The 26,163-nt window shown below is 55.4% G+C and carries 12 protein-coding genes and 1 pseudogene; 6 read left to right on the top strand and 7 right to left on the bottom strand.

Features of this window, described 5'->3' with window-relative positions; all coding sequences use genetic code 11:
- The 6 genes and pseudogenes from ACN0TS_RS17360 to ACN0TS_RS17335 all read right to left on the bottom strand — a co-directional run.
- Positions 1-271, bottom strand: a pseudogene (locus ACN0TS_RS17360) (transposase); the annotation flags it as partial.
- Positions 272-612: 341 nt separating this feature from the next.
- Complete coding sequence (locus ACN0TS_RS17355; RefSeq protein WP_417260589.1) at positions 613-1,860, bottom strand: TRAP transporter large permease; 1,248 nt, start codon at positions 1,858-1,860, stop codon at positions 613-615.
- Positions 1,857-2,363: a TRAP transporter small permease gene (locus tag ACN0TS_RS17350; RefSeq protein WP_417260588.1), complete on the bottom strand. Its 507-nt coding sequence runs from the start codon at positions 2,361-2,363 to the stop codon at positions 1,857-1,859. Before ACN0TS_RS17350 ends, ACN0TS_RS17355 begins: the two co-directional genes overlap by 4 nt.
- A gap of 1 nt (position 2,364) precedes the next feature.
- Positions 2,365-3,354 (bottom strand): TRAP transporter substrate-binding protein, encoded by a 990-nt coding sequence (locus tag ACN0TS_RS17345; RefSeq protein ID WP_417260587.1) that lies wholly within the window; start codon positions 3,352-3,354, stop codon positions 2,365-2,367.
- Between the two features lie 448 nt (positions 3,355-3,802).
- Positions 3,803-7,183 (bottom strand): hypothetical protein, encoded by a 3,381-nt coding sequence (locus ACN0TS_RS17340; protein WP_417260586.1) that lies wholly within the window; start codon positions 7,181-7,183, stop codon positions 3,803-3,805.
- On the bottom strand, positions 7,183-19,149 hold the full coding sequence (locus ACN0TS_RS17335; protein WP_417260585.1) for a hypothetical protein: 11,967 nt from the start codon (positions 19,147-19,149) through the stop codon (positions 7,183-7,185). The genes ACN0TS_RS17340 and ACN0TS_RS17335 overlap by 1 nt, the downstream gene beginning before the upstream one ends.
- Positions 19,150-19,831: 682 nt before the next feature.
- Here ACN0TS_RS17335 and ACN0TS_RS17330 point away from each other — a divergent pair.
- Entirely contained in the window at positions 19,832-20,665 is an 834-nt protein-coding gene (locus ACN0TS_RS17330) for a helix-turn-helix domain-containing protein (RefSeq protein ID WP_417260584.1), read from the top strand.
- A 64-nt stretch (positions 20,666-20,729) separates the two neighbouring features.
- Here the strand turns inward: ACN0TS_RS17330 and ACN0TS_RS17325 are convergent, their stop codons facing one another.
- The gene (locus tag ACN0TS_RS17325) at positions 20,730-21,755 is read right to left on the bottom strand and encodes an AraC family transcriptional regulator (protein WP_417260583.1); all 1,026 of its coding nucleotides are present in this window, start codon (positions 21,753-21,755) and stop codon (positions 20,730-20,732) included.
- Positions 21,756-21,897: 142 nt separating this feature from the next.
- Here ACN0TS_RS17325 and ACN0TS_RS17320 point away from each other — a divergent pair, with 142 nt between their 5' ends.
- The 5 genes from ACN0TS_RS17320 (at position 21,898) to ACN0TS_RS17300 (ending at position 26,098) form a co-directional block, all read left to right on the top strand.
- Positions 21,898-22,674, top strand: coding sequence for an SDR family oxidoreductase (locus ACN0TS_RS17320; protein WP_417260582.1), 777 nt, complete (start codon positions 21,898-21,900; stop codon positions 22,672-22,674).
- Positions 22,675-22,713: 39 nt separating this feature from the next.
- The gene (locus ACN0TS_RS17315; RefSeq protein ID WP_417260581.1) at positions 22,714-23,943 is read left to right on the top strand and encodes a styrene monooxygenase/indole monooxygenase family protein; all 1,230 of its coding nucleotides are present in this window, start codon (positions 22,714-22,716) and stop codon (positions 23,941-23,943) included.
- A 1-nt stretch (position 23,944) separates the two neighbouring features.
- Complete coding sequence (locus tag ACN0TS_RS17310; RefSeq protein ID WP_417260580.1) at positions 23,945-24,436, top strand: flavin reductase family protein; 492 nt, start codon at positions 23,945-23,947, stop codon at positions 24,434-24,436.
- Between the two features lie 266 nt (positions 24,437-24,702).
- Positions 24,703-25,227 carry a TetR/AcrR family transcriptional regulator gene (locus tag ACN0TS_RS17305; RefSeq protein ID WP_417260579.1) on the top strand — a complete coding sequence of 175 codons (525 nt, stop codon included), beginning with the start codon at positions 24,703-24,705 and terminating at the stop codon, positions 25,225-25,227.
- Positions 25,228-25,243: 16 nt separating this feature from the next.
- Positions 25,244-26,098, top strand: a complete 855-nt coding sequence (locus ACN0TS_RS17300) for an SDR family oxidoreductase (protein WP_417260578.1) — start codon at positions 25,244-25,246, stop codon at positions 26,096-26,098.
- Positions 26,099-26,163 lie beyond the last annotated feature (65 nt).

The raw sequence follows: 26,163 nt of genomic DNA, 5'->3' as shown, positions 1-26,163 counted from the left end.
TCTCGTCTTCGAGCTCACGCAGCCGTTTCATATCTGTGGGCAACATGCCTGCATACTTGTTTGGCGGGAAAACCGTCCACTGGACGCTTTTCTTTTTCCGCCTGCACTCCAGTTGAAGTACGTAGCTTGGCCCCTCTCGGGATCATGCTTCGCATGACCCTGTCGGGCAGCGGATACCAGCCTTACGGCAGATCTCAGCAACCGTTGCGCCTTCTTCACCCTGCTTAATGATGAACGCCTTCTGCGCGTCCGTGAACTTCGATGCTTTCATGCGTTTCCGCTCCTATCCCAGCTCAGGAAAAATCTAGCGGAAAACTCTAATCAAAAACGAGGACGTTTTTAGGGATCACAGCAGTTCGCATTTTCTAGCCTTCCTGACCCTGATCGCTTGACGAACTTGCGGGGCGAGCTGCAAGACGCACTAACTGAAAGACAAGTTTTCGCGGGCTGGTGGCTAGCCCGTCTACCATAATACTACGGCGCGATTCCCGCAGACTTCGGGATAAGAATAGCGCAGTGTTTTGAGCCTTCCTTGTGGAGGCGAACAAAATCGCACAAAGAACAGCTAGCAAGCAAAGGCCTGCAAACGCCTCGTCAACTGTTCAGCCGAGGTTACAGGAACATCGGAATAAATGCGATCAGTAGATACACGACGATCAACATCGCGAGGTAGGGTAGGACTGCGCGGGCGATCCGCTCAACGGGCAAATTCGTTATCGATGATGCGACGAAGAGGTTGATCGCCACGGGCGGCGTCACCATGCCAATTGCCAGACCCACCACAATGATGATGCCGAAGTGAATGCTCCCAATGCCCAGTTGTGCGGCGAGTGGCAGTAGCATTGGCGTCAGGATGATGAGCGCACTCGCTGTCTCTAGGAAAACCCCTGTCAGGAGTATGAGCATCATGATCAGAATGAGCAAAATATATGTGTTGCTTGATATCGAAAGGGCGAATGCCGCAATTGCGTTGGGAACCTGCCAACTCGCGAGCGCCCAACTCAACACGGAGGAGGAGGCGATCACAAAGAGGATGACAGCGGTGGTCACGCCCGCTTTCATAACGATGCGGTAGAACTGTTTGAGGGTGAGGTCGCGGTAGACAAAGAACGAAATGAAGATGGCATAGTTGACGGCAATCACCGCAGCTTCGCTTGGTGTGAAAATGCCCGAAAAGATACCGCCAAGGATGATCAGCGGGGCCATAAGACCCCAACTCGCTGACAGGAACGTGCGCACAATGACTCGTAATGAGAGCGGTGTTCCTGGTTCATAGGCCCGACGGTAGCCTTGGATGAGTGCGATAAAGATCAACCCCACACCCATAGCGATCCCCGGGATCAATCCAGCCAAGAAAAGCTCTTTTACGGAAACTTGGGCGATCACTGCGTAGATAATCATTGGAACAGAGGGCGGGATAACAACGCCGATTGTTCCAGCCGCGGCAATGAGCGAGGCCGCCGACGCGGGATCATACCCTTTGCGTTTCAGCTCGGGAACAAGACTGGCCCCGACCGCGGCGGTTGTCGCGGCGCCAGAGCCGGAAATGGCAGCAAAGAACATGCCTGCCAAGACGGAAACGATGGACAGCCCGCCTCGGATGAAGCCGATCATACTGTCGGCAAAGGCTACCAATCGTTTGGAAATCTCACCCTGCGCCATGATATCACCGGCCAGCACAAACATCGGCACAGCGACCAGCGCGAAGCTATTGAGGCCTGCAAACATTTGTTGCGGCACAACCATCAACGGCACGTCGCCCAGATTGAGCGCCGTCATTGTGGCGGCTCCAATCACAATGGCAATGGGAAGTCCCATCAACAGAAAGAGTACAAAAAGGCCGGCAAGAACAAGGCTCATTCTGGCATATCCAATGGTGTTTCTCGCGGCAGTTGACCCGCCAGAAGTCGCACGAGGTCAATCAGGGCAAGACCAGACATCAAGGCGGCACAAAAGGGCATGACAGAGTAGACATAGGACATAGAAATCCGCAGGGACGGGGACTTCTGAAAGCTCTGCACATTCATATATTGCCACCCGATCATCGTCAGAGTGACTAGGAATAGGATCGTAACCAAAATCCCTGCGCCCGTCACAAGGCGTCTGAGAGGGGTGGGAAGGCTATCACGCAAGAGCGTGACAGCGATATGGCGCCCTTGTTGAAATGCTAGAGTGGCACCGAGAAATGTAATCCAGATCAACAGAAAACGGGCCACTTCCTCGGTCCAACTGACCGATGTAAAAAAGACCCGTGATACGATCTGTAACGTGATTACTCCGGTCAGCGCGATCATGCCGAGAAAGACGATTGGGCCAAGTATTGACCCAACCATCCGATCCATCCACCCTAGTGCTTTCAACATCTTACTTGAGCGCTTCTTGTATGCGCGGCAAGTAATCCCCGAACTTGGCACCGTATTTCTCGTAGACGGGTTGAACCGCAGCGGCAAAGGCCGAGAGGTCAGCATCGTCAATCACGGTCATACCGGAATCGCGCAACTCTTGGAGCTGAACACTTTCCTGTTCCGCATTGAGTTGGCGTTCATAGGCGGCAGCTTCGCGAGCAGCTTGAACAACGATCTCTTGTGCTTCTTCCGAGAGCTTGTTCCATACGGGCATACCCATCACAAAAATAGCAGGCGCATAAGCGTGGCGTGTCATTGTCATGTTGGTTTGAGTTTCGTTCAGCTTGAACGAATAAACCACGCCAACGGGGTTTTCTTGCCCGTCAATCGTGCCTTGCTGCATCGCTGTGAGGGCTTCGGTCCAAGCCATAGGGATGGCATCTGCGCCAAGCTCGCGGAATGTATCAATATAGACAGGGTTTTCCATCACGCGAACTTGCAAACCTTCAATATCCGCAGGTGTGCTAACAGGGCGATCAGAGTTTGTCAGGTTGCGAAACCCGCGCTCGGCATAGGCGAGCCCCTTGAGGTTAACCTCTGACAAACGGTCCAACAATTCCTGCCCGATTGGCCCATCAAGAACTTCATAGGCCTTCTCAGCGGATGGGAAAAGAAACGGCATCTCGAATACGGCCATCTCTTCAAGGAAGTTCGAGACTGGACCATTGGTGATGACGCCCATGTCAACGGTGCCGATCTGCATACCTTCAAGCAGGGTGCGTTCGTCGCCAAGTGTCGCGTTGGGGAAGAGTTCAACGCTGATTTTTCCATCGGAGCGCTCGGAAACCAACTCCTGAAATTTGGTGGCTGCTGCGTGAAAACCGTCCTGCTCGTTGACCACATGGGCGAGGCGCAGATTGACGGGGTCGATCTCGGCGAATGCTGACTGGCCGACAAACATTGCGGCAACGCTTCCCAAGATCATAACTGAGCGACGTGAAAGTTCCATTTGTTCTTCCCTAAGATGAATTCAAAGACGGCGGCGGATTACGTGTCGTGAACCGCGCCGCGTTCCGTGTGATAACTTCTAATTCAAGGGCATCGCAAGGGTTGATCCTACAGGGATGACGTAAAGGGCAAGTGCACGACACAGAATTCTTTGTGCGCGACCTACATTCTCTGACCCCATTCGAAAGCCGCTCATTGAAACTACTGAGGAGTGGAAGAGGAGAAAAACAACCGGAACACACACAAGCCCTGCCGAGAAGAACGTCAAGGATATCAACCATACCACACGCAAGCACAATTCATCTGAAAAGAAGATCAAGATTGTGCTGAACTGGCCACATTCTTGAAAACCTACAAAACGATTCCACAGTTACCCGTCTTGCCCGATATGGTTATTTGAATTTAGCGTTAGAGCCAGCGTCAACTCTAAGCGGGCCAGTATCTTCCGCCTAAAAACTTGCGACGAGGTTAAGAAAAGCCCCCCGCTCATCGTATTCTATATCCGTCAAATCGCTGGAGACAGAACCGAAGTTGTAACCCACACCAAGCTTCAAGTTGGGACCAACCTGACGGTAAACCGCTCCAAGTCCACCGAATTCGGTGGTTCCGGTCTGCTCAAAATTCATGGTCCGAACCTCTAGCAGCGCATCCCAGTTGTGGACGAAGTGATACCGCAGGTTAGCAGCGGCCAAAATCGCGTTGTTTTGCTCCCAGACGCTATCGGCATCGGCTGCTGTCTTGCTGAACCGCCCCCCGACCTTCACGCCGAGTGTCCACTCAGGATTCAAATCATAAGAAGCCTCAGCGGAGAGCACATGCGTGCGTTGCAGCGCCCCTGGCTCGTCATCATTGTCCAACTGCTCACCATAGGTGTCGAGCAAATAGCGATAGCGCAAAAGGACGTTCAGCTTTTCATTATCTACCGGTCGGAAGGCATAGCCCAACTGTAAATCTACGAGGTCGCCGCTTTCCACGATCACGCCCTCACCCTCGGTGGTCGAGGCATCGAGGCTGAACACGAGCCGCCGCGCGTCGTCTATCTCATGGCGGGCATCTGCCACGAACAGCAAGGTCTCGCTATCGCGCAGAGACCCTGAGATAGAGCCATCTTCGTTGCGATATTCTAACCGTGCCGAAGCGGTGGTGCGCTCGTCCTGAAAGGCCACGCCGAGGCTCAGGGCGTTGCGTTCGAAGTCGCCGTTCACCGAGTCGCGGATCTGACCATATTCGAAGGTGCCCGAATAGGTCAGATAATCATTGTGCTTGTACTGCGCGCCATAGCTCGAAGTAAGCGCTCGGTGCTTGCCAAACATGTCATACGTGTTCTCCCCGAAGACAGTCAGCCCGTCGCCCAATTCGCGATTTGCCCCAGTCACAAACCGTCCCTTGTCGGTGCCCTCAAGGTCCACTCCGGTCAGCTCACGGTCAGGATCGAGCTCATAACCGAAATAGGTGTTCTCGTATTCACCCTTCTCATGTCGGAATAGCAGTCGCCCGCCGCGCCCGAGATCACCGTCAGAAATTTCACCTTCCAACCTCCAGTTGCCGCCCAGATCAAAGATGCCACCTATGCCGTAACGATCATTGCGAGCGAGATCTCCAGCGCGCGCGAGAGTTTTCTGCGCATAGCCATACACCTCGGTCTGTTCCCCGGTCGCATAGGTCAGGCGCACGGCTGCATCTGTACGATTACCGTCATCACTACTGGAACGTCGATCAAGGTGTTCGAGGCCCACGCCGAGAGATACGCGCGGGCTTAGCGAATATTCCAGCTCGACCCCGCCTTCCCTGTCATGCTCCCCTGCGTCGTTTTCGTAGCTGTCATAGTAGAAGGACAAATCCAGCCGTTCGCTGGCCGCCACGTCGAGACTTACGCCCCAGAGGCTCTCATCACTCGATGTGTCATAATCAAGGGTCGAGAACCCCTCCGTGCGCTTCTCGAAATAGGCGCCAAAGAAGCCATCGGCGGACATGCCAAGATCTTGCAAATCCACCCGCGTGTCGAGCCGGAAGGCCTCGCCATTACCGCCCGTGCCGGAAGAGGTGTCAAAGACGAGACCACCATCGGTAGATAGGTTGGAGCTAAAGCCCGGCCCCTCACTCATCGCAGCGTCGACCGAGACAAAGGTGTTCTCGCTGTGCCGCCAAAGCAAATCCACTCCAGCGGAGCGCTGGTCGCCACTGCTGGTCTCTTCGCTCATCGCGGTCACACCCAAGCGAACTTTGTCGTTCACCCAACCCTCGACACGCCCGCCATATGAGAAAGAGTCAACATCGGTGGACGTGGGGGAGTATTCGTAATTTACCACGAGGTTCGCATCGTTCGAGCCGCCCGCGTCAGTGATCACCAATCCATCGCCGCCGCCGTAGGACGAAAGCGGCGCAGCGAGTGTGATTACACCCTGAATATAATTGATCTGGTAATCCTGCCCAGCGATCAACCGGCGGGTTTCCAACACGCGGCCGGTGGAGGCGTCGCGGATCTGGACGGTCACCGTCTCGGTCCCGATCCCGATATCCTGTCTCCGCAGGAAGTAGACCGAGCCGCCTGTGCCGCGCAGCACATCCCTTTGGGCGATCCGCTCGGGCTGAGCAGCGTAAGCATCCACAGTTACACGCGACTCACCGTTGTCGGCGGCGGCCTGTGTCTCGTAATGGCCGTAAAAACCGTAGAGCGTTCGCTCATTGCGCAGGTATCCGCCATTCACATCCGCCTGAAAATCACCCCATGTGAGGTGACTGTTGTCGCGTTCGACACGCAGGTAGAATTTGCCCGAGGTTGGCGTATCATCCACTAACGTGCTGTCGTCGCCGTAGGTGGGATACAGATCGTCGGGGTCCACCCTCAACAGAACCGAGCGCGGATCCCGTTCATCGAGGTCGCTGAAGATATCGCCAATATCGCCCTCACCCGTGTCGAGTTGAAGCGTCAGCTCTGTGCCGTTTGCATAACGGTTGTTGAGATAACCTGCAAAACGCCCTGTGGTGTAGGTTTCGCGGCCTTCGCCCGAGACATTGTTAAAGCCCCATGTCACATCGCCAGTGGCTACATAGAACTGCTCTGAGCGAGGCACGGTAATGTCGCGCACGATATCCACGTTCTGCCCGCCGCCCTGCACGGCCACCTTCACTGGGTATTGCCCTGGCGGCAGGATGCGTTGCACCACGAATGTGCCAGAACTATCGGGACGAATAGTCTCACCCAGAGTTTGCACCTTTGCATCTGGCGCCACGCTTCTGCCCGAAACAGTCACCCCACCGCCATAAACGCGGAAGCCCTGCCGTGCGGTGGCGTCTGCGCCCTCTTCCACACCATCCTCACGCGTACGGCTGTCTGCCGTATGTAGCGCCAGAGGGGCCGTCTCGTTATAGCGACCAAAGGCATCGTAGACCCGAAGCACCGCGTAAGCGTTATCGCTCGGCAAGGTCACACTAGCGGCACCGTTCACCGCCACAGCCTGCCTGCTTGCCAGCTGTGGTGCGCCGCGCGTGGTGGCATCGTAGACGAGTATCTCGGCCCGCTTCACAAAGGCTGGATAGTTCAGCGCGGATTGAAGCTGCACTACAGGTCCTAGCTCATTTCCCACGATTTCGAGATCAAGCCGAGGAGTAACGGTCAAGCCATCATACTGAATACGCAGGTCAGCCTCGGCCAGTTGCGCATCAGGGCGTATCAACTCGCGCTGAAGCACCGGATCACCAGAGACCGTGGCCCCATCAATGGAGATGGAAAAGCCCGCGCCATCTTGTGCGCGCAGCGGCTGCGCCACCAAGGCCGTTGCCCCAAGGAGCAGGCTGCGAATACCGAAGTTACTGATCACCTTGTACATTACTGAACCCTCGCAATCGTGGTTTCGATCTGGAGCTTGTATGCACCGCTCCAGCGCTCGCGGACCAACGTCTCCACCGCCTTCAGACGTGCGCGGGCCAGATCAGGGCTTTCACCCGCCCTATAGTAGGTGATCCGCAGCGTCGTGGGGGTATTACGGATCTGTTTCACGAGCTCATCAATGCCCTGCACCAACGTAGCGGAAGGTTGTTCGCCGCCAAGCTCGAAGGCAATAGACGTCAGATCGACCTCAACCAACTTACCCAACTTCGCGCCAAAGTTCAGCTCGGTCATGATACCCGCGGTCAGGCGCATCACCCGCGGGTTCTCAGTGGTCACCCTGTAACCAGTCGGCAGCGAGCGATCATCGAGCTTAAGCGTAAAGTTGGAGCCGATGTCGGCAGGCAGCAGGGCACAGGGGACGTGATAGCGGCCAAACTCGTCGGTGGTGATGATATCCCCACGCACCGTCACGAGCCGAACGCCTGGAATACCCGGCTCGCCCTTCTGCTGTTGCTCAACCACCTCGGGTGTGGTCTGGAACTTACCTTTTGAATAGTAATCCTGATTGGTAATTGCTGCTGACTGACCCAAGGGCGGATCTTGGTAGCCGTTGCCGTTGCGGTCATCAAAAACCTTGCCGATCACATCGCCGCAGTCGAATACAGGCTCAGGTGCCACATCAATCTTGGCCTCCGCAGTGTTGGAAATCTGCACGCCCCGTCCATCAAGCGCGAAGGCGCGGTTTGTGAACTCTCCCGCTCCATCAAGCAGCAGAGCCGAGAGGCGAAGGATAACCGTATCACGGGGAGCGATATCGACACCTTCCCAACGTAGGGTTCGACCACTGACCACGGGCGCTGGCGCGTCTGCACCGTTAAAGCTGGCGCTACCAGTCACGTAACGCATCCCGACGGGGAGTTGGTCCACTAGCGTTAGCCCGCTCTCGCCCGTTGTGTTGTTATTGGTGAAGATCACTTCGTAACGCACAACCGAACCTGCGCGGAACGGCCCTGCAGAGAGAACGGTTTTTTCGGCCAAGAGGTCCGGTTCATCTTCCAGTCCGGCAATACCCACAGTAGCCGTCACAGGCACAGTCACCCGATCAGTGGTGATTTCTGCAACGTTATCCTGCGCGGGGCTTCCATCGGCGATGTCGAATTCCACCGTTAGGGTCACAGTCCCCGTCTGGCCGGGCAGGAGCACTGCACCGGGGGCGAGCGTGGAGATGTCCCCTTCACCGTTGAAGCCGGTGTTGGGGCTTGCAACCTCGAAGCCAGAGACAACAGGCACGGCAACGCTCGACAGCTCGGCTGGCGTCACCCATGCGGCAAGGTCATCCGCGACCTGTACGTTCTCCTGCGTCACGTTGCCTGCGTTTTCTACCGTAATGGCGAAAGTCACGCGGAAGAGACTGCCAGCCACCCGCTCAGGTGTTGAGGCCGTCTTCTCGACATTCAGCGTGTTGTCGGGCGTAACGATCACCTGCGTCGGGTCATTCAGCGTATTGCCGTCTCCATCATCGCCATCATCCGATACGTCTGAAACCTGTAGGCCACCGGGGTTAGTCCCCGTAGCCGTGGCGGTATTCTCAATGCCACCTGCGTCCACATCATCCTGTGTCAGCGTATAAACGACCTGCCAGCTGGTGCTCTCACCTGGTCCGATGTCGCCACCAGCCGTTAGGTCGGGGCTCACACTGTCTGGCGTAAGAACTGTGCCGTCGAGGTTCGTCAGAGTGTCATCCAACGTTACGCCCGAGAGGGTGACATTACCCGTGTTTCTCGCCACGATCTCGAAGGTCACGCTGTCGCCAGCCATGGTTGGCGCTCCAGCGAAGACTGTCTTCGTCGTTTCGATGCCCGGAGCAGCCTGAATCACCAGCTCGGTCGGGTCCACGGCGGGGTTCCCGTCACTTGGGTCATCATCGCGCGACACGTCACTCACCAAGTCACCTAGCGGCCCCTCAGCATCGACGGTGGCGAGGTTTGAGATGCCGCCCGCATCCACATCCTCCTGCGTGAGAGTGTAACTCACTTCCCACTGCCAGCTTTCGCCCGGTTCGATTGTCAGTGCAGTGGCGTTCGGGCCCACTCGCACCGGCGCCGACACCCCGGCGCTGATATCTGTACCGTCACGTCGCGTCAGAACATCGCTGGGCACGGCATTGAGGATGCTCACATTGCCTCGATTGAAGGCCTCGATGAGGAAGATAACCTCATCGCCATCAACAGCACCCGTCTGCGAGATGGATTTGACCACGTCGAGCACTGGGGCGGCAGTGATTTCAACCCGCGTGGGGTTATCATCGCCATTGGCGTCCACCCCGTCATCGGAGATGCCTGTGACCGGCGTGCCATTCGGGTCGGTCACAGTGACCGTGGCAGTGTTGGAAACCCCACCCGCGTTCACATCGGTCTGGGTAATCTTGTAGGTCGCGGTGAAGATCCATGTCTCCCCCACATCAAGCTGCAAATCTGTGTCGTCGTCGCCTGAGGCATAAACAAAAGGCGTGGTCAGGTAAATCCGCCGCCCAGAGGCAATCCGTTCCATCTCGTCTGTGATGCTCGTGATTTCGAGGGTCACGTTTCCTGTGTTCTCCACCGCCAGTTCATAGGTCACAACCGAGTCTACAGTGGTGGCGGGCACGATGGCCGTCTTGATCACGTCTATCGCAGGAGCCGCATCAGGGCCCTGTGTCGTGATCTCATCCTCGGCCTCAGAGGTCAGGCCCGTCGTCGTTGTGCCCGTAGCAGAGGCGCTGTTGGTGATTTCACCTGCGTCTACATCCTCTTGGGTGACTGTGTATGGCATAGAGCAGCTGGAACTGTTGGTCTCGCCCACCGCGATGCTTGCCACGGTGCAGCTAAAGCCCGGCACCAGAGGGTCCGTGACAGTCACATTCTCCAATGTGAAAGGACCATTATTTGTAAGCGCGAAGCCATAGGTGATGGTGCTGCCAACGCCGCCAAAGGGAGCGGGCGTGGCCGACTTCACCAACACCAACTCGCTCGGCACTGCAGGCGCAGTGGAAATGACAGGATCACTGGTGTCATCGACCCCATCGCCCTTTGGCGTAATAGCCTCAACCGAGGCCACGTTCACTACCTGTCCCGCATCCATCTCCGCTTGTGTGATGGTCAACGTGCCAGTGCAGATCTCGCTTGCGCCAGGCGCAAGGGTAGCAAAGGCGCAGTCCAGATCGGCCAATAGAGGATCGGTCACTTCAACGCTACTCAGCGTCTGGTTGCCAGTGTTTTTGACCGTAAACGTATAGGTCAACACATCGTCAGGCTGGGTGTAGTTGGCGCGATCAACCGCTTTCAGGATTTCGATCTGCGGGTCGGTCGCCGCTTCGGTCAGCTCGGTTTCAGGCGGGCTGGTTACGATGGTCGGAATCGAACCGAATTCGGTTTGCGCATAGGCTGAGTTCAAAACCTCGCCCGCGTCCAGATCATCCTGTGTCACTACGTAAACAGCAGAACATTCGGCCGTTTCTCCCGCGATCAGGTCAGGGTTGGTGGCCGCGTCGGGAATGTAACAGGCAATCGGGTCAGGGAAGTGATCGTCGTACACATCCACCGCGTTAGCGAAGGCCACAGTGCCAGAGTTGGTTACAGTGAAGTTATATGTGATGAGGTCACCCACCTCAGCAAACTGGTCGCCCGCGCGCGGATTTCCGGCAGCGTCGGTAACAGAGCCGAGATCTTTGACAATGGTCAACGCAGGGACGCCGTCGAGCGGGATGGTCTCCGATACTTGAGGCGAGTCTGTGCCGCCACTGCTTGCCGTTGCAAGGTTGGTGGTGCTGGTTAAATCCACATCATCCGAAGTGATGATGTAGGATCCAGTGCATTCAAGCGTCGCGCCGGGAGCAAGGCCCCCCGCGGGCAAAGCCGCGCAACTCACATCAGGGATCAGGTTGTCAGATACAGTAATGGGATCGGTGAGGGTCACGTTGCCAGTGTTCTCTACCGTATAGGTGTAATTTACCTCGCGTCCAGTGACGAACTCTTCCGACGCCAACTCCTCAGCCTCTTTCACCACCGTCATGGCGGGCAGCTGTTGGGCCTGCACAGTCTCGTTATCAGTCACCGGATCGGCATCGCCCACGGTGGCCGTGGCGCTATTGAACACTTCACCTGCGTCGATGTCTGCCTGAGTGACGGTATAGCTACCGGTGCAAACAACCTCCACGCCAGGTGCATAAGGTGGCGTCGGACAGGTGATAGTACCACCTGCATCAACTATGAGCGGATCGTCGATAACGATCTGGTCGGTCAGTGTGATGTTGCCAGTGTTTTTAACCGTGAACTCGTATTCCAACACGTCGCCCACGGCATCGTAGGTCGGCCCGCCATCGGCGAGCGCCTTGCTCATATCGATCGCAGGCGCGGCTTCAATCTCATTCACCGCAGGCGTGTCGGTCGGATCCTGCACGTCTGCCCCACTTAGTGATGTCGCCGAGCCAGTGGCGACGTTCTGCACGCCTCCCGCATCTATGTCCTCCTGCGCCAGCACATAGGTCGCAGTGTAGCTCGCAACCTCGCCCACTTGGAGTGTCCCCATACCTGAGCCCAGCGTGGCGCCCGCGAAGGTGGGGCCAGAGGCTAGCGTAAGCGGTGTGCCGTCGAGGCGCGTGAGCCCATCATCGGTCACCGTCACATTGGTAAGGGTAACATTGCCGGTGTTCTCTATCGTAATGGTGAAACTTACCACCTCACCCACTTCATCAGCAGGGATCGTCACCTCTTTAAGCGTCACCACCGACGGGACTTCCGGGATTGCGAATGGTGTCGGCGTACTGCCGGTGCCTGTGCCACTGTCAGACACATCCGTCACGGGATCGCCATCCGGCGCGATTCCGGTGGCGGTGGCCGAGTTCACCAGCCCGCCCGCGTCGATATCCTCCTGGGTCAGAACGTGGCTCACCTCATAGGTCCAAACCTCTCCAGGCGAAAGTTCGGCACCATCGCCCGACGCAAGCACCGGTGTGGGCGCGGGGATTATATCAGTCGCATCCTGCCGCCGTAACGTATCGGCCAACGTCACACCGCTCAAAGTCACGTTGCCAGTATTCTCCACCGTGATCTCGAAGATCACCGTACTATTAACCGTTGTGTCGGGCGTGCCCTTCACTTGCTTGATGACTTCCATCTCTGGCATTTCAGGCGCGACTGTAACCACCTCGTTATCACTTGCCGTAGGGGTTGTCCCATCGGGACTGTCAGAGGTGAGGCTTACCGTATTGGTCAAGTCATTGCCCGCATCGATATCCGCCTGTGTTACCACATATGTTGCCGTTAGAGTTACCGGCACGCCAGGCTCCAGCGTAGAGATCACGCCGCCGTTTTCAATGGCGAGCGCCGCAGTGCCTCCGGCGTTGGTGTGAGCATCAGTCAGGGTCACATCCGACAGGCGCACGTTGCCGGTGTTGGTAACAGTGTAGCTGTAAGTCACCTCCTGCCCCACGACCACATCGGTCGCGCCATTCGCCGTTTTCTCGACGGTCACGCCTGGCATTTGGACCGCAGGCACTGTCTCGGTCGCACTTGCGTTGCCGGGATTGGCCGGATCAAAAGGCGCCTCGAGCGAGGAGACCGAGGCCACGTTCGTGATACTGCCTGCATCAAGATCATCCTGCGTGACGATATCTGTGCCTGTACATTCAATGAACTCGCCAGGCAGCAGCCCGCCCGCGGGCATCGGGTCACAGGATATGGACGTGATCCGGTCATCGGTGACAATGGGCGTATCGTTGAGCGTGACGTTGCCTGCGTTGGCCACCGTGTAAGTATAGGTGATCACCTGCCCCACGGCGTTGAAATTCTCCAGATCAGCAACTTTGTTCAGAGCGAATTCTGGTTCCTTCTCAGGACCGTTTCCTGTGAGCGTATCTTCACCAGTCACCGGATCACTGTCCGGCGTGGCTGGTTGGGCCGTAGCGAGGGCGGTATTGTCGATAAACCCGCGATCAATGTCGGCCTGCTTCACCGTATAGGTGAACTCGCAAGTTGCATCCTCCTCGCCCGGAGCGAGCGGCCCAACAGTACAGGTGCCGGGAACAATGCTGTCGGTCACATCGATGCTGTCGAGGGTAATGTTGCCAGTATTCTGCACGGTGATGAGGTAAACAACCTCCTGCCCCACAGCGGAAAAGGCGGAATCGGGTTCGAAATCCCGCAGCCCTTTGGTCACAGTCACTTCCGGGTCATAGGCCTCGAGCGGATGGGTTGTGGTAGCGCTGTCGCTCACTGGGGTGCCCGCAGGGTTGGTGGCGGAAACCTCAGCGGTGTTTTCCAAACTCTGAGCGTCGATATCCTCTTGTGTAACGGTGTAATCGCCCTCGCAAACCAAAGACTGCCCTACCTCAAGCGTCACTGGCACCACGGCGGGCGCGGCATCAACCGCACAGGTCAGCGCGGGAATGCGGGCATCGGCAATCTCGACTCCAAAGAGCGTCTGGTTACCAGTGTTCTCGGTGGTGATCCGGTAGGTAAGAACATCGCCCTCCGCCGCAGGGTTCGGCCCGGCAATCACGACCTTGTCAGTAGTCAGGGCAGGCAGTTGCTCGCCGGAGACAGTCACACTGTCAGCGGGAGACAGCACCTGCGTCTGATTTCCAACGGGGCCGTATGTCGCCGCGGCTACGGCGGAGTTGGTCACCTCCCCCGCGTCGAGATCATCTTGAGTGATCAGGTAGGTGGCGGTGCAAGTGGTGCTCTCATTGGGATCGAGCACGCCAAAGTCGGTGGCTTCACAACTGATGGTACCCCCAATTTTGTCATCCTCCACCGTGATCGGCTCGGGGATGGCGGGGCGAATGCCGCCGCTGCCCTCGGAGGAGTTGGTTACCGTGTAGGTATATTCGATCTCGTCGTTTAACGCCGAGAAGCTCGTAACACTCGCCCCCTTTTCGATGGTGAGCGCAGGCTCGACATTAACCGGCGTCGTTACCGATGACGGGTTTGAGGTAGTGCCGTCGCTCGTGGCGGTGGCGGTGTTGGTGACAGAGCCAAGCGCAACATCATTGGCAGTGACAACATAGGTGCCAGTGTAAATCAGTTCCTCGCCCGGCAGCAGACCAGCTGCCGGGAAGGTGGCTGGGTTGCTCAGGCTGATGCCACTGGGGATCACGTTGTCCGTAACGGCCGGTTCAGTGAAAAACGTCGTGTTGCCTGTATTTTCCACTCGGTACTCGTAAGTGATCACCTCATCGACGGTGAAGGTGTTGTTCGTGATCGAAACAAAGGATTTCTCCATGAGCATCTCGGGCTCTTGGATGGCAAGAGCGGTCACGCTGTCACTGTTGTTCGGCACGGGCACTCCACCGAAGGAGGCAATGGGACTGGCTGTGTTGGTGATCTGCCCCGCGTCAATAGCGGGCTGATCAGCCTCCCATGTATGGGTGCATGTCACACTATCCCCAGGCGAAAGCGGAACAGCAGAACAGGCTAGGCCTGCACCGATCTGATCGTCGTCCACTGTGATCGGACCGGGAATGGTGACGTTGCCGCTATTGGTGATGATAAAGTCGTAGCTCAACTGATCACCCACATTGCGGTAGGTGCTCGGCGTATTCGGCGTAATCCTCTTGTCGATCGAGAGCTCAGGACCTTGATCGGCAAAAACGGTCGCGCTTTCTTCATCAGATTCTACGGTTACACTGCCACCAGGAGTAACTGACTGGATCACGGAGGCGGTAGCAAGGTTCGTCACCTGCCCCGCATCCAGATCGTCTTGAGTGACCGCATAGGTTGCTGTGCACGTCAACGTATTGTCCGGCGCACTCACAGACACACCCGAGACCGGAGTGACAGGGCAGCTAACCGTCGCCTTGTTATCGACCACTCTGAACGGTCCGGTGAGGGTTACATTGCCTTCGTTGGTGATCACGTAGTCATAGGTGATCAAGTCACCCACTTCCGCAAAGTTCGCACCCGAGGTGGGCGTTTTGACCATCGAGATCGCAGGAGACTGCGTGGGGCCTGACAAGGTCACGCTATCGGTCGCAGTCAGCGATCCATCGGTAACTGTCACGGAGTTGACCAACGAGCCACGGTCAATGTCGGCCTGAGTGATCGTATAGGTCACCTCCAACGGGTCACCGTTCAGGCACTGGGTCACGCTGGAGCCTGGCGCGATGTCCGGCAGGGCGCAACTGTCCCCTGTGAGCGCATCTGTCAGCTCGAAGCCTGTAAGGGTCACGTTGCCATCATTGAACACCTCAAAAGTGAAAAGCTCGGTGGCAGGCAGATTGTCATAGCTGCCGCTTGCATCGTCTTCCGTCTTGACCACGCGAATAGCCGGAGCGGCATCCTCAAGATCCACGACCTCGTCATCGCTGGCCTGCGGATCGGTTACACCAACGGGGGCGTCCGCTGTGGCGCTTACAACGTTGGTCAGGTCGTTGTTGGTCAGGTCGTTGCCAGCGTCGATATCCTCTTGGGTAACGGTGTAATAGGTGTAGAGCGTCTCGCTCTCGCCCGGCGCAAGCGTAGTGATGACGTTCGAGGGGGAGAAGGTAAGCTCCACCGTTCCGGCTGCGCTGGTGTGGTTATCGGTCAGCCTCACGTCTTCAAGCGTCACGTTGCCGGTATTGGTCACCACATGGCTGTATTCCACCACAGTGCCCACTGCGAGTTCACTGTCGGCGTCAGCGGTCTTTTCAACGGTGAAGGCCGCAACGCGATTGGGGCCAGTGATATTAGAGATGCTTGGCACCGGCGCTTCGCCGGGAATGGTGGCGGTGGCCGTGTTTTCTACAAAGCCTCGGTCGATATCGGCCTGCGTAATCACATAAGTGGTGGAACAGGTGGTGTCGTCAGTAGTGGCAACCGGCAGGGTGGCAATGGTGCAGCTGTAGCCCAGCATCGGGTCATCCACCACGATATCGGTCAGGGTCACGGTTCCGGTGTTGGTGACGGCAAAGCTGTAGTTAACCATATCGCCAACAGCCACGAACGGGTCGAGGTCAGCTGTTTTGTCAAGCGACAGGGCGCGCGCCTGTGCCGCCGGATCGGCGGTGACGATTTCACTCGCGGTGGCGCTCAGGCTCTCGCCAGTCGGTGCAAGGCCAGTCGCACTGGCAGTATTGTCGATCTGGCCCCTATCGAGATCGGCTTGGGTCACCACATAGTCCCCGTCGCAAGAGACCACCCCGTTGGGCGGAATATTGGAAAAACTACACGACAGGCTTGGAATCTTCGGATCAGTCACGCTGGCCGAAGAGATCGTCTGCGCCGTTTCATTGGTAATCTCGAAAGTGTAAGTCACGGTGCTACCCACTGCGCCAAAGCTGGCGGGACCAGTTTTGGTAAGGCTCATCGCAGGGGTGATGTCAGCCTCCACCGTCGCGGTTGAACTGGGCGAGGTCAAACGCCCCGAAGGCACATCAATGCTGGCAGTCGCGGTGTTCACGATCTCACCTGCATCCACTTCGGCCTGAGTGATCGAGCTGTAGGTGCCAGTGCAGGTCATCGACTCCCCCGGCGCAAGCTGAAGCGTCGTCGGCGGGCAGCTGATGGCCGAAATCTTCGGATCGTCAATCGAGAAATTCTGGAGAGCGAGGACAAAGAGCGTGTCTCCCGTGTTCGTCACCTCAAAGTCATAACTGATGCTGTCGGTGGTGCTGGAAAAAGTCGAACCAAGCTGAGGCGTTTTCACCAATGCGATACCGGGAGTGCCAGCTTGCGGCACGGTTGCGGTATCAGAATTGGATGTAGTCGTGCCGTCACTCGCCGTGGCGGTGTTGGTCACGGATCCCGCGATGAAATCGGCAGGGGTGACTATGTAGGAGGCCTGACAGGTGCGCGACGCACCCGGTGCAAGCACTGCACTGCCGCAGTCGATCGGGTTTGGGAACTTGTCATCCGTCACCTCAATTGGATTGGTGAAGGTCACGTTTCCAGAGTTCGTGATTTCGTAGGTGTAAGTCACCGGAAGGAGGGGAGCGAAATCAGCCGGATCTACCACCTCGGCGGTCTTAACGAGGGTGATCTCGGGCTTCTGATCAGCATTGATAGTGAGACTGGTCTCATCGCTCTCCACCAGAGCGCCCTGCTCGGTAACGGCTTCGGCAGAGGCGATGTTGGTCACCTTGCCCGCATTGATATCTACCTGCGTCACCAGATAGGGCGCATCGGAGGTGCAGGTGATCGACCCGCCAGGCGGAATAGTAGCATCGGCACAGCTCGCGGTCACCTTATCGTCGCTGATGGTGGGAGACAGCAAGGTGACGTTACCAGTGTTGGTCAGCACATACTCATAGTTCAGCTGAGCATCCACCGCATCGAAGGTGGTCGCATCACCTGCAGGCTGGCGCTTGAGGATCTCAAGGCCAGTGGTGACCACTGCAGGCACGGTTACATCACCCTGCCCCGTCTCGGTCACGCCGCCAACGGTGATGCTGGCCTCAGCAATATTCTCAACCTGCTCGGCGTCGAGGTCTTCTTGCTGTATCCGGTAATCCGCCGTGCAGGTGATGGTCGCACCGGGCACCACAGTGCCCACCGGACAGGTTACCGCATCGCTCACCAGATCATCGGTGATCGTCGGCGCGGCAGGCCATGTCACGTTACCGGTGTTCATGATTTCTATTTCAAACTGGATCAGGTCATCCACCGCATCAAAATTGCTTTGCAAAGCCGATTTGGCGACCGTCATCGTCGGCGAAGCTGCAGGACCATTTAGCGAGACACTGTCGGTAGGACTGGTAACGGTCGCACCATTCGGGTCTTTCCCCTCTGCCTCCGCCTCGTTGGTGAGTTGGGTCCCGTCAATAATGAAAGCATCAATATCGGTCTGCTTGACCGTGTATTGCGCAGTACATGTCTGGCTGTCGTTAGGTGCTTGCGGCACGAGACTAGCGATGGTGCAGACGGTGCCTGGAATGCGGTCGTCGGTGACGGCAATATCGCTAACCGTAGCATCGCCATTGTTCGTGACCACATAGGAATAGGTAATAACCTCCCCAACGGTGGAGAAGCTGCCGACGTTGGCCGTTTTTTCGATGGTGAGGGAAGGCGACAGTGCAAGAGGGCCGTCAACCGTCCAACTGTCTGTCACCGCTCCAAGCACCCCATACTCTGGTCGACCCTCCGCCGTAGCGACATTGACCACCTCTTGTGCGTCATAATCCTCCTGCGTCACAACATAAGAACCGGTACAGGTCGCCACTTCTTCCGCGCCGCCGTCGGTCGTCTCATTGAGGGTCGCTTTATCGCAGGTAACATTCGGGATTTTATCATCTGACACCGAGAGATCGTAGATATTCACCGACCCGATGTTGGTGACCTTATAGGTATAATTAATCACTTCGCCCACGGCGGAGAACTCGGTCTTATCCGCGGTTTTCTCGAACTCGTAACCGGGCGCAATAGTCCGAAATCCCTCGTTAGACAGACTGTTGCCGCGGGTGAAATCCCAATAGTTGTCGTTTGGATCATCATCGAACACCTGCGTGCTGGTCTGATTGCTCGTCAAAATATTTGATAACAGAGTCGGGTTGGAGGAGCTGAACCAACCAGTGTTGAATGTGTTATTACCGAAGCCAGTGGCAGAGCCATAACTGGTTGTACCCGCGTTATTTGTGATTTCGGTCGTCAGTCCCGACCAGCTGCCCACATTCGTCCCGTTCAGGATGAGGCTGATGTCGTTCTGATCAAAACCGCCAGGCTGGGTGTCGCCATCATAGGCCGAAAAACGGATATATACCTGCGCAATCTCTCCGCCAAAGTAGTCGGTACAGGAGCGAATGCCGCAATCCAGAGGAATCGGGTCATTGATGGTAAACGGGTTACCCCTGAAAGCCGCTGGCTGACCGTTATTCTGGAACCCAACAAAGGCCCCGCTCGGATCGGAAAACTGGTAGTAAATATTGCCGTTCACGCCCACCATGACGATCGCCACGCCGCCCGCCTCGGGATAAACTGAAGGCAGCGAAATGCCAGTACCCGGCACAGTCATCGTAAAGTTCGTGGCAGACGCCGCCGAGATAGAAAGCAAACCTATTGCTGCGGCAACAATCGACGTTTTCAACTTACTGCTTCGAACCAACAAAATTTTCGCCCCACGTCCTTGAATACACACGGCACCCGATCATCTGGCAAAGAGCCCTACATATCTGGTGTTGTCAAGGAAACCCTCGCGTCAAACGGCAAGCCAAGCTCACCAGAAATAGGCGATCGGGCCTGATGTCTTTGGCTCAATTATTCACTTTAAGTGACGGGATCTACGCCCCATCACTCCTGCTTCCTCAACGTCGAAATTAAACGCCACACCTAAGCCAATCTGGGGCCAGAAGAAATTTCGCCAACAAGGTTAATTTGTAACCCAACAAGCACACCGAGCGATGCTGTGTAGTCACATTGGTTTACTTTTTGATTTTGCACCCTGATCTGACAACGCATACTTTCCCCGCAGGGTATGAAACCGCTGTTAGTGTCGCCAATCGGTTCAAATGTCGTCCAACGTTGAAAACAATGAATGAGCATTACTCTAAAGCGCATGCCTCAACGCGACGGCGTGACGCCGTCACGGAAAATTGGATTAGTTTGCGCCAGATATTTCTAAACGTTTGACACCAAATCAAAATTTCCCTTTTCGGAAGCGTACAGGATATGAGATACGACCTCTAAAGAGTTATCATTTGCGTTTTACCGTTGAGTTGGGGGAATTTATGCAAGAAGAATATTTTTCAAAGAACTTACGGAGATTAATTCTCGCAAAATACGCCAACCTGTCCAATGGCGCCCAAGCAATTGGCATCAACAGGCAGCAGCTCAATAAGTATCTTAAAGGCGTTAACCAACCTTCCGTTGAAATACTAAAAAGAATGGCGTCCGCACTCGACGTCACCATTGATATGCTATTGATGCCCCCTGCGCATCACCATCCCCAACGTGTCGACACACCCCCAGACACGAACGACTTGAATGACAAATTTATCATAAACTACAAGAAACTATGCAGTTTCTCTAAAACCAACCATGAAATGCTTGGCATAAATTGTGGGAGCTATCTCATTTACCACAACTCAGGTTTTCTAAAGGATCACATCCTCGTCGGCTATAGTCAGATCTACCAACGCAACCACACAACCTACATGTCAACATTGATGAGCTTTGATGGAGAGGGGCGCACGCCGTTGCTGCCGCGACTGTACAGATATGATGCCATTGTCTTGTTGAACTCTGGCTGCCTTCATTGTGTTCGCATGAACAGTTTGGCAGGGCCTGACACAGATTTGGGATTGATGATTTTCAGACCCAAAAGAATAGCGTCGGATAAACACATTTTTGGGCACGGGTTAACAACGGGCCTAAGCGCAGTCGGCAGTATTGCGCAGTCTGAAGTGGTTTTGGAACAAGTACACGGACGAGCGCTTAGTATTTTTCGTCGCCACTGTGGTCTTTGGAGGTTCGATGATGACCGATTGCCAAAGGCCGTCCGCGACCACTTCAACCTGCATGAACGCACTTAGTGATATGAACCGCCCCGAGTTTGTCGGGACAACTCAAAACGCTCACCACCAGACCGTTTCCAAATCAGAATGGTCCGAACCCTTCTCCAGGACGCGCAGCGCGCAGAGTTTCGATTGGGGTACAGCCATATTTTTTGCGATATATCTCAGAAAATCGCCCAAGATGAAAAAAGCCAAGCTCGGTCGCAACATCTGTCACTCGCGTTGTACGCGTAGGGTTGGACAGCTCCTCCCACGCCAGTTCAAGTCGCAAGTCTCGCAAAACCGTCATAGGTGAACGACCATATCGACTTCTAAAGGCTCCTTGCAAATTACGCACGCTCGTCCCCGCAGCGCTGGCAATATCTTCTACCATGATCGGCGCACCAAGGTTTTCACGCATATAGCTTTCAGCACTCCGAATGATGCGCGGCATAGGTCCGGTATTAGTCGTAACGACAGAGGTAAAATTATGGACTTGAGTTTGCAGCAGCCCGACCATCAAGGTCCGCTCCAACTGCTTACTAAGTAACGTGTCACCTCCCAATAATACCTCGCCTCTTTCCGCCTCCCTGATTACATAATCCAAAATGCCCAAAAATGCGCGACCTTCACTGTTGTGCAACTTGTTGGCCCCTGAAAATTGAAGCGACGCCCCCGCAGGCAAACAAACCTCGGCGCAAGCGGCTTCTATGAATGCCCTCTTTTCAATTTGCATCATCACCTGAACGCAGTCTTCGCTCCAGATCATGGTGGTCGAAGCCTCAGGATTGATTACACCGCCGGTGCCTCCCCCGATCTCATAACGGTTTTTCCCGTTGTTAACCGAGGCATGGCCACGAACAGGAAACTGGAACAAGTAGAACCCTTCCAAAGCCCCCGGCGCGATCATGGTTTTGGCGCCATAAGTCATAACATTTATCGATAGCGCTTTGCCGCTTAAACGGTTGTGCTGTGCGGCAAAGGGGTTCCGCCCGATCACCTCAAGACGATGGTCACAGTAAACTTCGGCCACCGCCGCGCGAGCGTGGTCAACGTCATCGCTCGAGAAAAGGACATGATTGCCAAGCGGGAGTGCGTCGGCATTTGTCGTTGATTGAAACAGATCCAAGCTCACCCTCTCTAAACAATTAATTGAAGCCTAAAGCGATTAATTGCGCAATCCGGATAGTCATTACGCTGAAAGGATAGTGCACCTTTCTTCATTACGATCAACTTTCATCATAAAAATTTTAAACAGGAGGGAACAAAGCATGCGTGGCTTAACAGACAAAGTAGCAATTATACCCGGCGGCGCTACTAAAATTGGCGTTGCTGTAATCGAAGCCTTTCGCTCGCACGGCGTGAAGGTTGTTGTCGCAGATATTGACGCCGAAAATGGTGAAAAACTGCAAAGCGACGACGTAAAATTTGTCCACGCTGATTTGCGCTCGGACGCTGATATCACTCGATTGGTTTCCGAAACGATGGAGACATTTGGTCGGATTGATTTTCTTGTAAATGTTGCGGCCACCTATCTTGATAACGGTGCAGAAAGCACGCGAGCTGAATGGCTGGAAGCGTTGGATGTAAACTTTATCGGGTCGGTTATGTTGATGCAGGCTGCCCGCGAAGAGTTGAAAAATAACAAAGGAGCTATTGTTAATTTCGGCTCCATATCCGCCCGCGTAGCCCAGACAGGACGCTGGCTCTACCCTGTATCCAAAGCCGCGATATTACAGTTGACCCGCAACCAAGCCATGGACTTGGCCCCTGACGGTATTCGAGTCAACGCTGTTTCTCCAGGCTGGATCTGGTCGAATATCATGGACAATCTATCCGGTGGCGATCGCACCAAAACCAATAAAGTCGGTGCTGATTTTCACTTATTCCCCCGCGTCGGCGAGCCAGAAGAAGTAGCAGCGGCCATCATGTTCCTGTGCTCAGATGAAGCCAGCTTCATCACCGGAACCGACCTGCGCGTCGACGGGGGCTACACCGCTATGGGTCCTGAAGGCGCTGTCGCCGCGATCCCAAGACTCATCGATTAGATCAAATAAAAAACAAAAAAGACCAACAGGAGACAAAGAATGAAACGCATTACCATCGTCGGAGGCGGCCAATCCGGCCTTCAATTGGGCATCGGCCTGCTGCAAAAAGGTTATGCCGTCAAGATCATCCAAGACCGCACAGCAGATCAAATCGCGGATGGCCGCGTCATGTCCTCACAATGCCAATTCGACGCATCACTTCAGCACGAACGCGATTTAGGGATAGACTTCTGGCAAGACAACAGCGCTCCTGTCGAAGGCATTTCTTTTTCTATCGCGAACCCTGAAGGTCCAGGTAAAGTGATCGACTGGGCTGCGCGCTTAGATGCCTCGGCACAGTCCATCGATCAGCGCGTCAAAATTCCGCGTTGGTTGGCAGAATTCGAACACCTTGGTGGTAAATTGGACATCAGCGTTGCCGACATTCAAACACTGGAGACCGAGGCAAAATCTAGTGATTTGGTTATAGTGGCGTCAGGAAAAGGTGACATAGGCAAACTGTTTGAACGTGATGCCGAGCGTTCGCCATTTGACGCTCCACAGCGCGCTTTGGCCTTAACGTACGTGCATGGCATGACGCCACGTGAGGAATTTTCCGCGGTAAACTTCAACTTGATTCCTGGCGTTGGTGAATACTTTGTCTTCCCCGCGCTGACGAAATCAGGCCCCTGCGAAATTATGGTATTTGAAGGGGTGCCCAATGGCCCAATGGATTGTTGGCGCGATGTCAAAACTCCCAGCGAGCATCTCGCAAAATCGCAAGAAATTCTAAATACGTACCTACCATGGGAAGCTGATCGTTGTCGCAACGTCGAATTAACCGATGATGGCGGTATCCTTGCGGGACGCTTCCCTCCCACCGTGCGCAAGCCAATCGGCACCTTGCCGTCTGGGGCAAAAGTCTTGGGGCTCGGTGACGCGGTATGCTTGAACGATCCAATCACAGGACAAGGCTCGAACAATGCCTCAAAAGCGGCGAGTGTTTATCTCGATTCCATTTTGCAGCACGGCGACCAACCATTTGACGAAATCTGGATGACCGAAACTTTCGAACGTTTTTGGGAATATGCTCAATGGGTTGTCCGCTGGACTAACATGATGCTTCTACCGCCACCCCCATTCGTATTGGATATAATGGGATCAGCACAGGTACTACCTGGCTTGGCAGCTCGCATTGCCAACGGATTTAACGATCCCCGCGATTTCTTCCCATGGTTCGCAGACCCAACCGCTGCCGAAGACTATCTAACCAGCCTACAGGCCGACTAAGATGCCGATAGATATTCAAACATTTCGGGAAACGATGGGTCTGTTTCCAGGGGCAGTAACCCTGATCACAACAGGACAAGGCGACCTGAGACGTGGCATCACAGCTACGGCTGTGTGCTCTGTCTCTGACAGCCCGCCTAGTCTTCTGGTTTGCGTTAACCGGAAAACTGGAACATGTTGCGAAATCGCTCGGTCGGGGCAATTTTCGGTGCAACTTTTGGGACAAGATCATGCCGATGTCGCAATGGCATTTGCTGGAGCAAAAGGCCTTAGTGGCGTGCGCAAGTTTGAAACTGGAGACTGGACCCGTTGCGCCGCAGGCCTGCCGCGTTTAACTGACGCTTTGGCCAGCATATCTTGCCAAGTCATCGCGACAACAGAAGCAGGTAGCCACTCGGTTTTCATTGGTCAAATTGAAGACGTTGCCATCGCTGAGGGAGAGGCGCTGATCTACGCTCAATCAAAATTTCAACGTCTAGCTATAGCAAGCTAAACATCCTGCCGTATCAAAAGAAGGGCCCCTGTTTTTGGGGCCCTTACAATCGAGGACTGACGTCAGACACTCTGGACCCCTTGCCGTATCTTCACGGAATAGCATCTGTCGCTCACACGAGCTCCCCTTCCCCGTAAAGAAACAAAAATCTCGCGCTCTATTGATAATGAATATTCATTATCATATATTCTTGCTATCGAAAGCGGGGATGGCCTATGCCGAGACTCAGTAAACAAGACACCAGAAGGAAACTGCGGGACGCGGTTGTGGCCGAAGTAGTCGAAAACGGCATTTCATCGGTCAACGTGGCGGGCATCGTCAAACGGGCAAAGGTGTCCGCAGGCACAGTCTATGTGCATTTCGAGAATAAGGACGCCATGCTCCGTCAGGTCTATATGGAACTCAAGGCGGAGTTTCACGACTGCATCACCAAGCACCGTGCGGAAGCCGACAGCACCCGTCTGGTGCGGGAGATGTGGTTTGCCATGTTCCGCTTTGTGCGCACCCGTCCGAAAGACTTCCTGTTCCTCGAATACGCCAGTTCCGCAAAAATCTTGCTGCCCGAACAACAGGCCATTGCCGACGGATATGCCGCCGATATTGCGGCGCTTCTCAAGCGCGGTGTGGCTGATGGCACGCTGGCCGACCTCGAGACAAACCTTCTCTCGCTCCTGCTAGTGGCACCCGCAATGCAGCTTGCGCGCAGCGCCGTCCTCTCCGGTCGGAACATCCCTGAAAAATTGATCGAGCAGACCTTTGAACGGGTCTGGCTCTCCATTGCAAATCACTGATCAAAAGGATCACTCCATGTCAAAAATCGTTCTTATCACCGGCACCTCCACGGGGCTCGGCATCTCCATTGCTGTGCAGGCCGCCCAAGCCGGACACACCGTCTATGCCACCATGCGCAACACGCAAAAGAGAGGTGCGCTGGATGCGGCTGCGGAGGCGGCGGGAGTGTCGTTGTCCGTGCTGCAACTCGACGTACAGGACACAGCCTCCGTCACCAAGGCGGTCGAGACCGTTATCGCAGAACAAGGGCGCATTGATGTACTCGTCAATAACGCGGGCATGGGCTATGCCCGCAGTCTTGAACAGGCAGATGAGGCGGACATCGAGAAGATCCTCGATATCAACTATATGGGCGTCGCACGTTGCACCAAGGCTGTCATGCCCCATATGCGCAAGGCCCGTGCGGGGCATGTGATCAACATCAGCTCTGTCGGCGGATTGGTCGGGCAGCCGTTCAATGAGGTATACTGCGGCGCTAAATTTGCGGTTGAGGGCCTCACCGAGTCGATGGCCAGCTATATCACGCCCTCCTTCGGCATTCATTTCAGCGCCGTCGAACCCGGTGGCATTTCCTCCGAGTTCGCCAATACGGTGATGGAACAGATGGCGCAGACGGGCGGCATGTTGGAGGATGAATACCTGCCGATCCTCCAGAAATACGTCGCGGGATCGCAGAACCGTCAAGAGACGGGCATCTATCAGACTGCCGATGAGGTGGCGGCGGTTGTCATGCAGGTCATGGGCACGGAAAATCCCCCCGTGCGTATCCGTACCTCCGAGTGGTCTGAAGCCTTCACCAAGCTCAAGACCAGCCTTGATCCCGACGGGCTCAAGCAGCAGGCGCAGGTGGTCGAGCAGTTCCTATCGTAAGCGGCAAATACTGGTCAGCCTGACACTTTTTAACATATTGGTGTGCTAGACGTCGCCGTAAGCCA

The sequence above is a fragment of the Celeribacter sp. genome (assembly GCF_048266405.1).
In the GTDB taxonomy this organism is placed as follows: Bacteria; Pseudomonadota; Alphaproteobacteria; order Rhodobacterales; family Rhodobacteraceae; genus Celeribacter.
The sequence above is the reverse complement of the archived record's forward strand: the minus strand, read 5'-3'. Positions and strand labels throughout refer to the sequence as shown.

Bases quoted from the DNA above. Each gene is read 5' to 3' on its own strand.
- ACN0TS_RS17355 (WP_417260589.1), bottom strand. From the start codon at position 1,860: ATGAGCCTTGTTCTTGCCGGCCTTTTTGTACTCTTTCTGTTGATGGGA.
- ACN0TS_RS17350 (WP_417260588.1), bottom strand. From the start codon at position 2,363: ATGTTGAAAGCACTAGGGTGGATGGATCGGATGGTTGGGTCAATACTT.
- ACN0TS_RS17345 (WP_417260587.1), bottom strand. From the start codon at position 3,354: ATGGAACTTTCACGTCGCTCAGTTATGATCTTGGGAAGCGTTGCCGCA.
- ACN0TS_RS17340 (WP_417260586.1), bottom strand. From the start codon at position 7,183: ATGTACAAGGTGATCAGTAACTTCGGTATTCGCAGCCTGCTCCTTGGG.
- ACN0TS_RS17335 (WP_417260585.1), bottom strand. From the start codon at position 19,149: ATGACTGTGCCGGGTACTGGCATTTCGCTGCCTTCAGTTTATCCCGAG.
- ACN0TS_RS17320 (WP_417260582.1), top strand. From the start codon at position 21,898: ATGCGTGGCTTAACAGACAAAGTAGCAATTATACCCGGCGGCGCTACT.
- ACN0TS_RS17315 (WP_417260581.1), top strand. From the start codon at position 22,714: ATGAAACGCATTACCATCGTCGGAGGCGGCCAATCCGGCCTTCAATTG.
- ACN0TS_RS17310 (WP_417260580.1), top strand. From the start codon at position 23,945: ATGCCGATAGATATTCAAACATTTCGGGAAACGATGGGTCTGTTTCCA.
- ACN0TS_RS17300 (WP_417260578.1), top strand. From the start codon at position 25,244: ATGTCAAAAATCGTTCTTATCACCGGCACCTCCACGGGGCTCGGCATC.